Origin of the sequence: Rathayibacter tritici (assembly GCF_001641005.1) — a bacterium.
Lineage (GTDB): Bacteria > Actinomycetota > Actinomycetes > Actinomycetales > Microbacteriaceae > Rathayibacter > Rathayibacter tritici.
This window is the reverse complement of sequence record NZ_CP015515.1, coordinates 2174538-2189753: the sequence shown is the minus strand read 5'-3', so window position 1 is coordinate 2189753 and position 15216 is coordinate 2174538. Positions and strand designations below refer to the sequence as shown.

Below are 15216 nucleotides of genomic sequence, written 5' to 3'. Positions count from 1 at the left end.
CGTGCCTCGCTTCGCCGCTCCCCGCCTGCGCCGCTGGCCCCGTCGCGTGCTCGGGGTGTGGCGCACCTCGCTGCAGTTCCGGGCCGTCGCCATCACCGTGCTGCTCAGCGGCATCGCGATCGGCTCCACCGGCGTCTACCTCTCGTACAGCATCAGCGACAACCTGTTCCAGTCCCGGCTGACCCAGGTCACGGGCGACACCTCGCGTGCGACCCGCGCGGCACAGGCCTACCTCGACGCTGCCACCGTCTCCACCCGGCAGGACATGGAGGAGGTGATGAGTTCGGTGCGTACCGCCGTCCGCGATGCGTCCTCCTCCGCGCTGATCGCCGTCGTGCGCTCGCCCGACCAGGAGGCGTCCTCGCTCGCACCGCAGGACATCTACAACCGCGAGCTGCAGAACGGCGTGATCAGCGACGAGCTGCGGGAACGGGTGCAGGCCGGCTCGGACGGTCAGTACTGGCAGTCGGTGACGCTCAGCGCCTCCGGTCAGCAGCGGCCGGGGATCCTGGTCGGCTCGACCCTCCAGCTGCCCAGCTCTGCCGGCCGCTACGAGCTGTACATCGGCTACTCCCTCGCGGACGCGGAGCGCACCCTGCAGTTCGTGCAGCAGGTGCTCAACGTGGCCGGGATCCTGCTCATCCTCCTGATCGGCGCGGTCAGTTGGGTGGTGGTGCGGATCGTCGTCGCACCGGTGCGCGTCGCGGCCGAGACGAGCCAGCGTCTCGCCGGCGGCGACTTCGACGTGCGGATCCCGGAGCGCGGCCAAGATGTGATCGCGACCCTCGCCCGCTCCTTCAACGGCATGGCCGACAGCCTCCAGGACCGGATCAGCGAGCTGGCGACGCTGAGCCAGGTGCAGCAGCGCTTCGTCTCGGACGTCTCGCACGAGTTGCGCACCCCGCTGACGACGATGAAGCTCGCGGGCGACGTCCTGTACGACCAGCGCGAGGGCTTCGCGCCGGTCGCCGAGCGCACCGTCGAGTTGCTGCACAGCCAGATCGGCCGCTTCGAGAGCCTGCTGGCCGACCTGCTCGAGATCTCCCGGCACGACGCGGGCTCGGCCGAGCTGGAGCTCGAGCCGGTCAACCTGGTGAAGCTCGCGGGCGAGGAGATCGACGCGATGCGCGGGATCGCCGAGGCCAACGGCTCCCAGCTCACCCTCTCCGCTCCCGGCGGCTACTTCGATGCCGACCTCGACCCGCGCCGCATCCGCCGGATCGTTCGCAACCTGCTCGGCAACGCGATCGAGCACGGCGACGGCCGCGAGATCGTCGTCACTGTGGACAGCAACGCCAGCGCCGTCGCCCTGGCCGTCCGCGACTACGGCCACGGCATGAGCAGCGAGGAGGTGGTGCGCGTCTTCGACCGCTTCTGGCGTGCCGATCCGTCCCGCCGCCGCACCCTCGGCGGCACCGGGCTCGGCCTCTCGATCGCCCAGGAGGACACCGCTCTGCACCACGGCTGGCTCCAGGTCTGGTCGATGCCCGACCGCGGTGCCTGCTTCCGCCTCACCGTGCCCCGCCACCGCGGCGAGCGGATCGAGGCCTCCCCGCTCCCGCTGCCCCCGCTGGACGCGGGCGAACAGGCCTACAGCGGCCTGATCGTCCTCCCGCCGGTTCAGGAGCCGCCGGTCCCCGCGGCAGGTGTGCTCCCGTGAAGCGCGGTGCTCTTCGCGCGGCCGCGGTCGCCGCCTTGCTCGCACTCGGGTTGACCGGCTGTACGGGGATTCCGCGCGACGGCGACGTCGGGGTGGGACGGCCAGACGTGGCCCCGCAGGACCTGCAGTACGACTTCCTCCCGTCGGGACCCGCCGTCGGAGCGTCGCAGCGCGACATCCTCACCGGCTTCATCGACGCCGCGTCGAGCCCGCAGAACAACTACAAGATCGCGCGCGAGTTCCTCTCCACCGGAGCCGACTGGACCCCGGGCGAGCACGTGACGGTCGACGAGGGCCAACGCTCCGCCTCGCCGCAGTCGGCATCCACCCTCTCGCTGACCATCACCCCGGTCGCCGAGGTCGACGCGACCGGCGTGTACACCGACGTCGCCACCACCGCTGCCCTCAGCCTGGACTACGGCTTCGTGCAGGAGAACGGGCAGTGGCGTATCAGCGCGCCGCCGAGCGGTGTCGTCATCGACCGCACCACCTTCGAGCAGGTCTTCTCGACGCACGCCCTCTACTTCTTCGACCCGAGCTACCGCTACCTGGTGCCGGATCTGCGCTGGTTCGCTTCGCGCGCCGACAGCTCGACCAGTACCACGATCGTCACGGAGCTCCTGCGCGGGCCGACGCCCTGGTTGCGCGACTCCGCCGCCGTCGTCTCCGCGTTCCCGACGGGGACGACTCTCGCGGCCGAGACGGTGCCGGTCGAGTCGCAGCGCGCGGTGGTCGATCTGAACTCGGCCGCGCTCGAGGCCGATCAGGCGCAGTGGAGGCTGATGGCGCTCCAGCTCAAGCGGAGTCTCGCGAAGGTCTCCAATGTCACCGCAGTCGCGCTCTCGGTCGAGCAGAATCCGATCGAGGTGCCCGCTGAGGTCACCGGACTGCCGACCTCGCCCCGCGTCGACACCCGGCCGCTCGTCCTCACGGACGACGCGTTCGGCTTCCTCGGCTCCTCCGGACTCGTCGGCATCGGGGTCTCCGACCGGATCGAGGCCTTGCGGCCGCAGGCGGCGGTCCTGGGCGGGCAGCGCGGGGCCGACTCCGACGCGGCGGCCGCGGTGCTCACCTCCGCGGGCGTGAGCCTGATCGACTCGGGCGGGGGCGACGTCCTGCTCGATGCCCGCTCGGCTCTCCTCGCGCCGACACTCGATCCGCTCGGCTACGTCTGGTCGGTGCCGTCCGCTTCTCCGGGCCAGCTGGTGGCCTACTCCGCCGACGGCTCCCGATCGCTGCAGGTCGCGACCGCCTGGAGCGAGGTCGAGTCGCTCGCCTCGATCGCCGTGTCACGCGACGGCACCCGGATGCTCGCGCTGGCGCAGGACGGCCAGCAGGCGACGGTTCTCGTGGCCGGGATCACTCGCTCCCGCGACGGCGATCCTGTCGCGGTCGGCGAGCCGGTGGTCCTGCGCTCCACGCTCGGGACCGCGGTCGCCGCCGCCTGGACGGACGAGCTGGACGTCGTCTCGGTCGTCCGCGCTTCGACGGGGGAGGACGCCGTGACGATGAACCTGATCGGCGGAGGAGCGACCGCGCTCGGCACGACGACCGGCACCGTGCAGATCGCCGCAGGCAACACCGCGACCCAGATCCGCATCTTGGCGGAGGGCGGCGAGCTGCGGCAGCAGCGCGGCTCGGCCTGGCAGACGATCGCGACCGAGATCCGCCTGCTCGCCGGGCAGACCGGCATCCGGTCCTGATCGGTCCGATGCCGGGTGGTCCGGGAATCGGCTGCTCCGGGTGCCGGGTGCTCCTCCACAGGCGCCGACGGGCCTCCGATCGTCCCGATCAGGTCGTTTCGCCCCCGGGGCCGGCGAGGGAGCGGCGACTGTAGAGGCATGCTTTCCGCTTACCTCCTCGACGCCCTCGCCGTTCTCCTTCCGCTCGACTGCCCCGCCTGCGGAGCCGCCACCAGCCGAGCGCCCTGCTCGGGCTGCCGCGCCGAGGCCGCCCGCGCCGGGGGCGTGCGGACGCGCGTGCTCGGGCCGCCGGAGGATCCGCTCCTGGTCGCCGTCGGCGCTGCCTACGCCGGGACGGTGCGCCGTCTCCTCGTGGCGCTCAAGGAGGAGGGGCGCACCGCGGCCCTCGCCCCGCTCGCCGCCCTCCTGCGCCCGGCGCTCGGAGCGGCGCTCGCCGGAAGTGCCGCCCCGCTGGTCGTGCCGCCAGGCTCGTGGGCAGCGCGAGTGCGGCGCGGGGCCGACCCCGTCGCGCTGCTGGTCGCCGCAGCGGGCGGGCGCGCCATGCATCCGTTGCGGCGGTCCCGGGTGCTCCGGGACCAGGTCGGTCTCGGCCGCGCCGACCGGCACGGCAACCTCGACGGCGCCTTCCTCGCCCGTCGGCGGCTCTCCTGCTGGCCGCCGGTGGTGCTCGTGGACGACGTGGTCACCTCCGGAGCGACTCTGCTCGAGCTGCGGCGCGCCGTGCGCGCGGCGGGCGGCTCGGTCCGATCGGCGGCCGCGCTCGCAGGCACAGAGAGACGGGCGGGTGACGTACCAGCAGAATCCCGTGGAACTCCCGGTGACGATCGGGTGACCGGGGTCTACGGTGGGGGCACGGCGTGAACGGTCCGCCCCGGAGCAAGGCGGCACGCCGTACTCGACTGGGAGGTTGTCATGGACATCGACATCACAGGACGCAACATCGACATCACCGATCGCTTCCGCGCGTACGCGACGGAGAAGTCGGACAAGGTGGCGCACCTCGCCGATCGTGCTCTCGCACTCGAGATCAAAGCGAGCAGGCACGCCGAGGGCAAGGGCTCGGCCGGCGGCGACCGAGTGGAGCTCACGCTGATCGGCAAGGGGCCCGTGGTGCGGGCCGAGGCGAGCGGAGCCGACAAGTACGCGGCGTTCGACGTCGCCATCGGGCGGCTCCTGGAACGCGTGCGACGAGCCAAGGACCGCAAGAAGGTCCATCGGGGCCAGCATCGGCCGACCTCGCTCCGCGACGCGGCCGCCGACGACTTCAGCGTCGTCGCCATCCAGCCCGCCGACGCCGCGGTGCTGGAGCAGCTGAGCACGGGTGTCGTCCCGGTTCAGGAGGCGCCGGAGCCGGCGGAAGACGAGGCCGAGGAGCCGTACTGCCCCGTCGTGATTCGCAAGAAGGTCTTCGCCTCCGTCTCGATGAGCGTCGATGATGCGGTCGACTACATGGAGCTGGTCGGCCACGACTTCTACCTCTTCATCGACTCCGACACGAACCGCCCGAGCGTGGTCTACCGCCGCAAGGGCTGGGATTACGGCGTGATCGGCCTCGGCGACCAGGCCGACGAGCTGGCCGAGCAGGCCGCCGGCTGAGAGTCGACCCTCGGGCCCCGGAGCACCGGCTCCGGGGCCCTCCCCGCGCCCAGGCGAGAAGTCCGCCCGTGCCCTGCCAGGGAGTCCGCCCAGGGCGGACACGTCGTCCGGACCGCTCGCCGTCCGCCCCGGCTAGGCTGGTCGCGGTCCGCGCTCCGGCGCGCGACTTCGATCTTCTACTTATTTGGAGTACCCCGTGGCCTCTGTCCTCGAAAAGGTCCTTCGCGTCGGGGAGGGGCGGGTCATCCGCCGCCTCGAGAACTACGCGAAGGCCGTCAACGCCCTCGAAGAGGACTTCACGCACCTCAGCGACGAGGAGCTGAAGAACGAGACCGTCGAGCTGCGCGAGCGCTACTCGAACGGCGAATCCCTCGACGACCTGCTGCCGGAGGCGTTCGCCGCCGTCCGCGAGGCGTCGCGCCGGACGCTGGGCCTGCGCCACTTCGACGTGCAGCTGATGGGCGGTGCCGCCCTGCACCTGGGCAACATCGCCGAGATGAAGACCGGAGAGGGCAAGACCCTCGTCGCGACTCTCCCCGCGTACCTGAACGCGGTCGCCAGCCGCGGCGTGCACATCGTCACGGTCAACGACTTCCTCGCGTCCTACCAGTCGGAGCTGATGGGCCGAGTGTTCCGCGCCCTCGGCATGACAACCGGCGTGATCCTCTCCGGTCAGACCCCGGAGCAGCGCCGCGAGCAGTACGCGGCCGACATCACCTACGGCACGAACAACGAGTTCGGCTTCGACTACCTGCGCGACAACATGGCCTGGCAAGCGCAGGACATGGTCCAGCGCGGCCACTTCTACGCCATCGTTGACGAGGTCGACTCGATCCTCATCGACGAGGCCCGGACGCCGCTGATCATCTCCGGACCCGCATCGGGCGAGGCGAACCGCTGGTTCGCGGAGTTCGCCAACCTCGCCAAGCGCCTCGACGAGGACGAGGACTTCGAGGTCGACGAGAAGAAGCGGACCGTCGGCGTTCTCGAGCCCGGCATCGAGAAGGTCGAGGACTACCTCGGCATCGACAACCTCTACGAGTCCGCGAACACCCCGCTGATCTCCTTTCTCAACAACGCGATCAAAGCGCGTGCTCTGTTCAAGAAAGACAAGGACTACGTCGTGCTGAACGGCGAGGTCCTGATCGTCGATGAGCACACCGGCCGCATCCTGGCCGGTCGCCGCTACAACGAGGGCATCCACCAGGCCATTGAGGCGAAGGAGGGCGTGCAGGTCAAGGCCGAGAACCAGACTCTCGCGACCGTCACGCTGCAGAACTACTTCCGCCTCTACTCCAAGCTCTCCGGTATGACCGGAACGGCCGAGACCGAGGCCGCCGAATTCATGTCGACCTACAAGCTCGGCGTCGTCCCGATCCCGACCAACCGCAAGATGCAGCGCATCGATAACGCCGACCTCGTCTACAAGAACGAGCAGGTCAAGTTCGCGCAGGTCGTGGAAGACATCGCGGAGCGCCACGCGGCCGGGCAGCCGGTGCTCGTGGGCACGACCAGCGTCGAGAAGAGCGAGTACCTCTCCCGCCTGCTCGCCAAGAAGGGCGTCCGGCACGAGGTGCTCAACGCCAAGAACCACGCGCGGGAGGCGGCGATCGTCGCTCAGGCCGGTCGCCTGGGCGCGGTCACCGTGGCGACGAATATGGCTGGTCGAGGCACCGACATCATGCTCGGCGGCAATGCGGAGTTTCTCGCCGTCGCCGAGATGACGGCGAAGGGTCTGAACCCCTCCGAGACCCCGGAGGACTACGAGGCCGCCTGGGACGACGTCTTCGCCACGGTCAAGGCGACGGTGGCCGAGGAGGCCGAGAAGGTGCAGGCCGCCGGCGGTCTGTATGTCCTCGGCACCGAGCGCCACGAGTCGCGACGAATCGACAACCAGCTTCGCGGACGCTCCGGCAGGCAGGGTGACCCGGGGGAGAGCCGCTTCTACCTCTCGCTCACCGACGATCTGATGCGCCTGTTCAACTCCGGCGCTGCGGAGGCGCTGATGGGGCGTGGCAACGTTCCGGACGATATCGCGATCGAGTCGAAGGTCGTCTCGCGCGCCATCCGCAGCGCGCAGTCGCAGGTGGAGGCGCGCAACGCCGAGATCCGCAAGAACGTCCTCAAGTACGACGACGTCCTCAACCGCCAGCGCGAAGCGATCTATTCGGACCGCAGGCACATCCTCGAGGGCGACGATCTCCACGAGCGCACCCAGACGTTCCTGGTCGATGTGATCGACGAGATCCTCGAGGTGCACACCGGAGACGGCAACGGCGATGACTGGGACTTCGATGCCCTCTGGACCGAGCTGAAGACGCTCTACCCGGTCAGCCTGACCATCGACGAGGTGGTGCAGGAGGCGGGCAGCCGCGGCCGCATCAACAAAGAGTTCATGCGCCGCGAGATTCTTTCGGACGCGAAGCTCGCCTACCAGGGTCGCGAGGAGCAGCTGGGTTCTCCGGCCATGCGCGAGCTCGAGCGCCGCGTCGTTCTCTCGGTGATCGACCGCCGCTGGCGCGACCACCTCTACGAGATGGACTACCTCAAGGACGGCATCGGCCTTCGCGCGATGGCGCAGCGCGATCCGCTGGTCGAGTACCAGCGCGAGGGCTTCGCCCTGTTCCAGCAGATGATGGGACAGATCCGCGAGGAGACCGTCGGCTTCCTCTTCAACCTCGAGGTCGAGGTGACGCAGCAGCAGGGCGAAGTCGCCGCAGTCGCGGCCAAGGGTCTCGCACAGCCGGTTGCCCCGGCCGAAAAGCTCAGCTACTCGGCTCCGAGCGACTCCGGCGGTGTCGAAGTCCGCAACCAGCGCGGCCAGGTGCAGCAGGCGGCGACCGCCAAGGCCCGGGCCGAGGAGGCGCGCGCGGCGCTCCCCGAGGGCCAGGCGGACGAGGCTCCCACGGTGACCGGTGCGTTCGGCCAGAAGACGGGCGGCTCGGAGGCGACGCCCGCCAACCGCGAGGAGCGCAGAGCGCAGTCCAAGCGCCGCTGAGTTCTCCCGGACGACGTCCGACGGCCCCGGTCCCGCAGCAGCGGGAACCGGGGCCGTCGGCGTTCAGCGGGAGGGAGGCGCTCGGCCGGGCGACCCCGCCGTCGCCTTCCCGTGGCGCGCGTAGGAGACCAGACCTGGCTCGAGGAACGCGAGGCACCGCGATGACGATGAGTCCCACCCCCCTTCGCTGTGTCCCGAGGCGACGGTGCAGGGCTGCGGAGCGCTCTCCGAGGACGGCCTCGCCCCGGATCGAGGACGATGCCGGTGTCGACCCGATCCGCTCTCCGCTCCTCGGCCGCTAGCAGCTCGGGGGAGGAGGCGATCCGCGACAGAAGCGTTGAGATCACCCTGCCGGCCGCGCGAGACCGCGACCGCTGACCACCTGGTCAGAGAACGTTGATCGCGGTCGCCCGCCAGCGCGCATCCGTGCCCTCGAGTCGAATCGCGACGGCCCGTGTGCGGGCGCGATTGTGCACCAGGACCACCCCCTCGACGACGCCGTCCCGCGGCTCCGTGATCACCACCCGGCCGACCGTGAACGGGACCCGCTGCCCCGTCTGCTTGCCCAGGGCTCGCGAACGAGCGGAGAGCACGACGCGCTTCTGCAGATGGTGGTAGACCTCGTCGCTCAACCAGCGGGCGATCTGGTCGATCTCGCGTGAGCCCTCGAGGATCTCGACGACCAGGAGGGTGAGGCGCGCGAGCACAGGAGCCGGATCGGGCAGTTGCGCCCGGGTCGCCGGCTGCGGGGCGAAGAACTCTGCGGTGCTCGGCGGCTCGTCCTTCGGCTGGGGCTCGACGGGCAGGGTGCGGTAGTCGAAGGCGTGGAGGGGATGGCTCATGCGGCGATCTCCAGGGGCAGGACGAGCTGTTCACGGGTCCGGGTCACCTCTCGGCTCGATTGGGCGGAGCGCACTGGGTGTAGCGCGCAGGGACGCCCTCATCGAAGCAGTCGAGGGAAGCTCATAGCGTATTACCGGCGAGACTGTGGATAACCCGGCGCATCAGGTGACAGTGCGGTGCTCCCGCGGCGCCGGCGCACCGAGCGCACCCTAGGCTTGACCGGTGTCGACCCTCAGTGACCTCGTCCTCTCCCACGGCCGATCCGACGAAGCGGATGTCGAGTGGCTGCACCTGCTGGTCGGCGACCTGCAGCTGCTCGCCGACCTGGCCTTCGCCGACATCGTGCTCTGGGTTCCTACCGCCGAGGACAGCTTCGTCGCGGTCGCGCACGCCCGTCCCTCCAGCGCAGCGACCCTGTTCTACCGCGACTTCGTCGGCCAGCGGATCAAGTCGGAGTGGCGCGCCCAGGTCGTCGAGGCCTTCGAGACGGCGCGCATTGTGGACACCTCCGCCCCGGACTGGTTCGAGGAGACGCCCACACGGGTGCGCGCCGTCCCCGTCCTGCGCCGGCTCAGCTCCTCCGACAGCGGCACCACCGACCAGCCGATCGCCGTCGTCACGCGCCACACCAACCTCAGCGAGACGCGCACTCCGAGCCGTCAGGAGTTGACGTTCAACGACTGCGCGAACGATCTCTTCTCGATGATCGCCTCCGGGGACTTCCCCGACCTCGGGGCGCCGACCGGTCCGCGGCGCGGCGCCCCGCGAGCGTCCGACGGGCTGATCCGCCTGGACGTCGACGGCATCACCACGTTTGCGAGCCCCAACGCCCTCTCAGCGTTCAATCGCATCGGGTTCGCCGACGAGCTCGAGGGGGAGTCGCTCGCCGAGGTCACCACGACGCTGATCGCGGGCAAGGTCGTTATCGACGAGTCCCTGCCGCTGGTCGTCACCGGGCGGGCTCCGTGGCGCACCGACATCGAGGCCCGCGGAGTGACGGTCTCGCTGCGCGCGATCCCCATCCGGGACCGCGGCGAGCGGGTCGGCGCCGTCGTGCTCTGCCGCGATGTCACCGAGCTGCGCCACCAGGAGCGGGAGCTCATCACGAAGGACGCGACGATTCGGGAGATCCATCACCGCGTCAAGAACAATCTGCAGACCGTCGCGTCGCTGCTGCGGATTCAGGCACGGCGCACCCACTCCGATCTGGCCCGGGAGGCGCTCACCCAGGCGATGCGGCGTGTCGCCGCCATTGCGGTCGTGCACGACACTCTCTCGGAGGGACTGAACCAGAACGTCGACTTCGACGCCGTCTTCGACCGGGTGCTGCTGCTGATCGCCGAGGTCGCCTCGACCCACAACACCACGGTGCACCCCAAGCTCACGGGTAGCTTCGGCAACCTGCCCAGCGAGTACGCGACTCCGCTGGCACTCGCCCTGACCGAGCTGGTCACCAACGCCGTCGAGCACGGCCTGGCCGGTCGCGAGGGCGACGTGGAGATCGTGGCCTCGCGCAGCGACGACGAGCTGACCGTGAAGGTTCGCGACACCGGCGTCGGGCTGCCCGAGGGCAAGGTCGGCTCGGGACTGGGCACGCAGATCGTGCGCACGCTGATCCAGGGCGAGCTCGGCGGCACCATCGACTGGCACACGCTGGTCGGGCGCGGCACCGAGGTCACTATCGAGGTGCCGCTGCGCTGGCTGGAGCGCGCTCGCTCCTGAGCGGGAAACGACGAGACCCCCGCTGCCGTGAGGCGACGGGGGTCGTGGTCGTCCGGCCGGGAGCGGCCGGTGCGCGTCTAGGAGGCGCGGCGGGCGCGGGCGGCGCGGCGCTTGAGGGCGCGGCGCTCGTCCTCGCTGAGGCCGCCCCACACACCCGAGTCCTGACCGGTCTCGAGGGCGTATTGGAGGCAGACCTCGGTGACGGTGCAACGACCGCACACCGACTTCGCCTTCTCGATCTGGTCGACGGCCGGGCCGGTGTTACCGACGGGGAAGAAAAGCTCGGGGTCTGCGGTGAGGCAAGCGGCCTTGTCGCGCCAGTCCATGCGGATGCTCCTTGTGTGAAGGCGTGCGTAGAGGAACCACGCAGTGTTCGGGTGGGATGATCGATTCACGCCGACGATCACGACCAGTACTCGATCGTCGCGCCGTCACCGGTGCACGCCGCGAGGCCCCGCGCGAGCGCAGGGTGAATCGGGTGGTGGTCGAGACGACGCTCGGTTCTTGCCGGTGCACTCGGTGCGATGCGAGAGCACTGCGCCGGCCACCCGACTCCAGTGCTGATCATCCGGTTCGCCCCCACGCCTGACGGCGCGGCGGGATCGGATGTTCACATCGGCGGAAACCCACGACCCTGTGAGCGGTGAAACGAACTGGACTAGCCTGTCACGGGTATGAGCCCGAATCAAGAGTCCTGGATGGGATGTGGCTGTGATCGCTGACGCGAACGGGTCCCGCGAGCCCCGCTCGGGCGGCTTGAGACCGCTTGGTCTGCTCGTGCTGATCGCAGTCTTGGCTCTGGAGACGCTCGCCGTCGCCGCGGTCGCGATCTGGTTGATCCTGGAGCTGCTGACGACCAGGCCCGACACGCTGGGAGGTGGGATCGCCATCGTCGTCCTCGCGCTGATCGCGGTCGGCTGGGCCGCAGCGACGACGCTCGGCGCCGTCCGCCGCCGCGGCTGGATGCGCGCCTCCGCCCTGACGATGCAGCTGGTGCTGATGGCCGTCGCACTCGGAGCATTCCAGGGCCAGTACGCGGTCCCCGATATCGGCTGGGCTCTCCTGGCGCCGGCCGTGGTGGCTGTCGTCGCGCTGTTCCTCCCGAGCGTCGTCGCCCTCACCCGCCGCGATTCCGGCGCCTAGGGGGAGCGGCTGGCGCGCCGCCGCTCGCGGGTGCGAGGCTTGGAGTGACCCGCCATCGACACGGAAGCGACACGCATGGACTCCATCCGACTCGGCTCCAGCGGCCTGCAGGTCTCCTCGATCGTTCTCGGCTGCATGAGCTTCGGTGCGCCCGATCGCGGCGCGCACGGCTGGAGCATGGGCGAGGAGGAGTCGCGACCGTTCCTCCAGCGGGCACTCGAACGGGGCATCACCACCTTCGACACGGCGGATGTCTACTCCGACGGCACGAGCGAGGAGTTCGTTGGCCGGGCCCTCGCCGACTTCGCCGTCCGCGAGGAGGTCGTGATCGCGACCAAGGTGCACGGGCGGATGCGCCCCGGCCCCAACGGCGGCGGGCTCTCCCGGCGTCACATCCTCAGCGCGATCGACGACAGCCTGCGTCGGCTCGGCACCGAGTACATCGACCTCTACCAGATCCACCGCTGGGACCCGGAGACGCCGATCGAGGAGACGATGCAGACGCTCCACGACGTTGTCCGCTCGGGCAAGGTGCGCTATATCGGAGCGTCGAGCATGTGGGCCTGGCAGTTCGCCAAGGCGCAGTACACCGCGGATCTCGGCGGCTGGACGCGGTTCGTCTCGATGCAGGATCAGTACAACCTGATCCAGCGCGAGGACGAGCGCGAGCTGCACCCGTTCTGCCTCGATCAGGGGGTGGGCGTGATCCCGTGGTCGCCGCTCGCCCGCGGCCGCCTGACCCGCGACTGGGACGCGACGACGGCGCGTACCGAGAGCGACGTCTTCGGCGGCACCCTCTACCGCCAGCAGGAGGAGGCCGATCGCCGGACTGTCGCGACCGTGGCACGCATCGCCGAGGAGCGCGGCGTCTCCCGAGCGCAAGTGGCGCTGGCCTGGGTGCGGCAGCAGGAGGCGGTCACCGCGCCGATCGTGGGCGCCACCAGGCTCCGGCACCTCGACGACGCTGTTGCGTCCCTCGAGCTGGAGCTGAGCGCGGACGAGCTGGCGGCGTTGGGCGCCGACTACCTGCCGCGCGCCAGCGAGGGCTTCTGATCCGCGGTCGTCCGACGCGCCAGCGCTGACCCGAGCGGAACATCCCCGCTACGCTTCCAGTCGAAGATGATGGAAGCTCGGATCGGGGGACGGTATGACGGTGAGTCCCGGCGTAGCCCTGGGTGCCCGCTACCGGCTGCTCGAGCGGATCGGGTCGGGCGCAGCGGGCGAGGTGTGGCGGGTCGGTGACGCTCAGGGCCCCGACCTCGCGGCGAAGCTGCTCCGCCGAGAGCACGCCCACGATGCGGGGCTGGTCGAGCGGTTCGTGCGGGAGCGGTCGGTGCTCACCCGGCTGCGGCACCCGAACGTCGTGGAGGTCCGCGATCTGGTGGTCGAGGGCGAGACGCTCGCGATCGTGATGGAGCTCGTCGGCGGCGGCTCGTTGCGGGAGCTGCTGCGGCTCGAGGGGCCGCTTCCCGCGGCGCGCGCTCTGCCGGTGGTCGCCTCGATTCTGGACGGGCTCGCGGCGGCTCACGCGATCGGCACGGTCCATCGCGACGTGAAGCCCGACAACGTGCTGCTGGCCGAGGGGTCGGCCGATCTCGGCTCCGCCGTCCGCGTGTCCGACTTCGGCATCGCCCATGTCGTCGCCGAGGGGCCGAGAGCGACGACGGGCATCATCGGGACGCCCGAGTACCTCTCGCCCGAGATGCTCGCGACCGGCGAGGCTGGACCGCCGAGCGACGTCTACTCGACCGGCGTGCTGCTCTACGAGCTGCTCTGCGGCCGCACTCCCTTCGCGGGCCTCGGCACCGATTTCGCGGTCGCGTACCGACACGTCTCGACGCTCCCGCCCCCGCTGGACCTGCCGCCCCGGCTCGCGTCGCTGCTCGACCGGATGCTCGCGAAGGATCCGCTGTCCCGGCCGACGGCTCCGGAGGCGGCGGGGATCCTCCGCGCTCTCGTCCCGGAGCTGGCCGGGCTGCCTGCGCTGCCGCTCGCGTCGGGCGTGCCGGTGTTCGAGGAGGCGGACCGGCCGGGCACGGTCCTGCGCGGGGTCGCGGTGGCGACGCAGCCGGAGCCGATCGACGAGGGACCGGCGCCCGAGCTCGGTCCGTCGTCGCAGGCGACGATGCTCCGTTCCGTGCCGCGTCGGGAGCTGCGCGCGTCGGAACGGCCGACGGTCGCGGCTCCCGCGCGGCGGCGTGGCGGTCTTCGGATGATCCTCGCGGCCGCCGGAGCCGTCGTCCTGCTCGTCGCCGCGGTGGTCATCGCCGTCCAACCGCGCGGTGACGACGCGCACGCACCTGCTTCGGACGCCGCACTGTCGGCTCGGCAGCAGGACCGGCCGCTGCCCACGGGTCTCGGGGTGACGCGGTCCGCCGCCTGGGACGCGACGAGGCGGTCCGTGGTCGTCGAGATCACCTACTCGGCGCAGAGCGCGCCTCTCTCCGGTCCTCTCCTGGAGGTGCTGCCGGGCCTCGATGCTGCGGACGGCTGCCCCGCCGTCACCTGGTCCGGGGCGACAGCCGTCCGCAATCAGCCGAGCGTCACCGGGGTCGGAACGCGCTGCGGCTGGAGCCTGACGGATGTGGAGGTCCCGGCGCAGGGGAGTGTCGAGGTGACGGCGGTCGTGCCGCTCGCCGTGGCCGAGCAGAGCGCCCTCGACGCGTGGCTCTCCGAGGCCGCGTCCGCCACGATGCAGGCCGTGTCCGATTCCGCGGTGGCCGGAACGGCGTACCCGGTGCAGCGCCTGCGGGATGTGCGGATCCAGACGCCCGCGCGGACGGTGAGCCAGACGCCGCTGCCGGTGACGCTGGTGCCGGTCTGGCCCAGTGGAGCGGACCCCGTGAATCCGCTGCTCGTCACCCCGTCGTCGGGGCCGGCGAGCAGCATGCTCGACGCGATCGCCGGGGGAGTGGGCGGGGTGCGCTTCAGCGACGGCTGCGGGGGCGCGGTCGCCGTGTCCTCCGATGGGCTCACCGTGACCGCCCTGTCGGTGACCCCGTCCTGCGAGCTGCGAGCCCGCGTGGGCGCCTTCTCGGACCTCGCGAGCAGCCCCTTCGCGATCACGACCCGCGATTGAGGCAGCATCTTGCGCCAGAGGGGCTGAACGGACGCCGCCAGCACACGTCACCACTCGCAACCTTCTACGATGACGAGGTATCCTCACAACACTGAGGTGGAGTGGGGAGCGGGCGGGACGGTCCCGTTCGCAGTGGAAGAAGGGTGTGGTCCATGTCACGTGTTCTCTCGACCGAAGAGGCGAAGTCGGCGATCCAGCAGATCCAGTCGATCGTCAACGGCGGTCTGACCGATCAGATCAGCCAGCTCGATGCGCAGGGACGGACGCTGTCCGACCCGAACGTCTGGGACGGCCCGCTGGCGTCGCAGTTCCGGTCCTCCACCTGGCCGGAGACGAAGTCGGCCCTCGAGAAGGCCAAGCAGGAGCTCGAAGAGCTGCGCAGCCAGCTGGCGACGATTTCGCAGAACATCTTCGCCGCCGGCGGCGGGAGCTGACCGGTCGTCCCGCCCCCACGCGCTCCGGTGCGCAGGGG

At 70.6% G+C, this 15216-nt stretch carries 12 protein-coding genes; 10 read left to right on the top strand and 2 right to left on the bottom strand.

Annotated features, from left to right (window positions below; translation table 11 throughout):
- The first annotated feature begins 1 nt into the window (after position 1).
- The 5 genes from mtrB (at position 2) to secA (ending at position 7957) form a co-directional block, all read left to right on the top strand.
- Positions 2–1660 carry an MtrAB system histidine kinase MtrB gene (mtrB, locus tag A6122_RS09905; protein WP_237358161.1) on the top strand — a complete coding sequence of 553 codons (1659 nt, stop codon included), beginning with the start codon at positions 2–4 and terminating at the stop codon, positions 1658–1660.
- A 107-nt stretch (positions 1661–1767) separates the two neighbouring features.
- A complete protein-coding gene (locus A6122_RS09900; protein ID WP_167542368.1) occupies positions 1768–3363 on the top strand; it encodes an LpqB family beta-propeller domain-containing protein in 1596 nt (531 codons plus the stop codon).
- A gap of 138 nt (positions 3364–3501) precedes the next feature.
- Positions 3502–4224, top strand: coding sequence for a ComF family protein (locus tag A6122_RS09895; RefSeq protein ID WP_068254375.1), 723 nt, complete (start codon positions 3502–3504; stop codon positions 4222–4224).
- A 51-nt stretch (positions 4225–4275) separates the two neighbouring features.
- Positions 4276–4959, top strand: coding sequence for a ribosome hibernation-promoting factor, HPF/YfiA family (hpf, locus tag A6122_RS09890; protein WP_068254372.1), 684 nt, complete (start codon positions 4276–4278; stop codon positions 4957–4959).
- Between the two features lie 196 nt (positions 4960–5155).
- Entirely contained in the window at positions 5156–7957 is a 2802-nt protein-coding gene (secA, locus tag A6122_RS09885) for a preprotein translocase subunit SecA (protein ID WP_068254368.1), read from the top strand.
- A gap of 386 nt (positions 7958–8343) precedes the next feature.
- Here secA and A6122_RS09880 read toward each other — a convergent pair whose 3' ends face one another.
- Positions 8344–8799 (bottom strand): Rv3235 family protein, encoded by a 456-nt coding sequence (locus A6122_RS09880; protein ID WP_219817263.1) that lies wholly within the window; start codon positions 8797–8799, stop codon positions 8344–8346.
- Positions 8800–9022: 223 nt separating this feature from the next.
- Here A6122_RS09880 and A6122_RS09875 point away from each other — a divergent pair, with 223 nt between their 5' ends.
- Positions 9023–10522: a sensor histidine kinase gene (locus tag A6122_RS09875; protein WP_068254365.1), complete on the top strand. Its 1500-nt coding sequence runs from the start codon at positions 9023–9025 to the stop codon at positions 10520–10522.
- Between the two features lie 77 nt (positions 10523–10599).
- Here the strand turns inward: A6122_RS09875 and A6122_RS09870 are convergent, their stop codons facing one another.
- Positions 10600–10848: a WhiB family transcriptional regulator gene (locus tag A6122_RS09870; protein ID WP_068254363.1), complete on the bottom strand. Its 249-nt coding sequence runs from the start codon at positions 10846–10848 to the stop codon at positions 10600–10602.
- Positions 10849–11299: 451 nt separating this feature from the next.
- Between A6122_RS09870 and A6122_RS09865 the strand changes: the two genes are divergently transcribed.
- From A6122_RS09865 to A6122_RS09850, 4 genes are all read left to right on the top strand, one after another.
- Positions 11300–11665 (top strand): hypothetical protein, encoded by a 366-nt coding sequence (locus A6122_RS09865; RefSeq protein WP_237358160.1) that lies wholly within the window; start codon positions 11300–11302, stop codon positions 11663–11665.
- A 75-nt stretch (positions 11666–11740) separates the two neighbouring features.
- Entirely contained in the window at positions 11741–12718 is a 978-nt protein-coding gene (locus tag A6122_RS09860) for an aldo/keto reductase (protein ID WP_068254358.1), read from the top strand.
- Between the two features lie 100 nt (positions 12719–12818).
- Positions 12819–14744 carry a serine/threonine-protein kinase gene (locus A6122_RS09855; RefSeq protein WP_237358159.1) on the top strand — a complete coding sequence of 642 codons (1926 nt, stop codon included), beginning with the start codon at positions 12819–12821 and terminating at the stop codon, positions 14742–14744.
- Between the two features lie 152 nt (positions 14745–14896).
- A complete protein-coding gene (locus A6122_RS09850) occupies positions 14897–15178 on the top strand; it encodes a pyrophosphorylase (RefSeq protein WP_068212091.1) in 282 nt (93 codons plus the stop codon).
- Positions 15179–15216 lie beyond the last annotated feature (38 nt).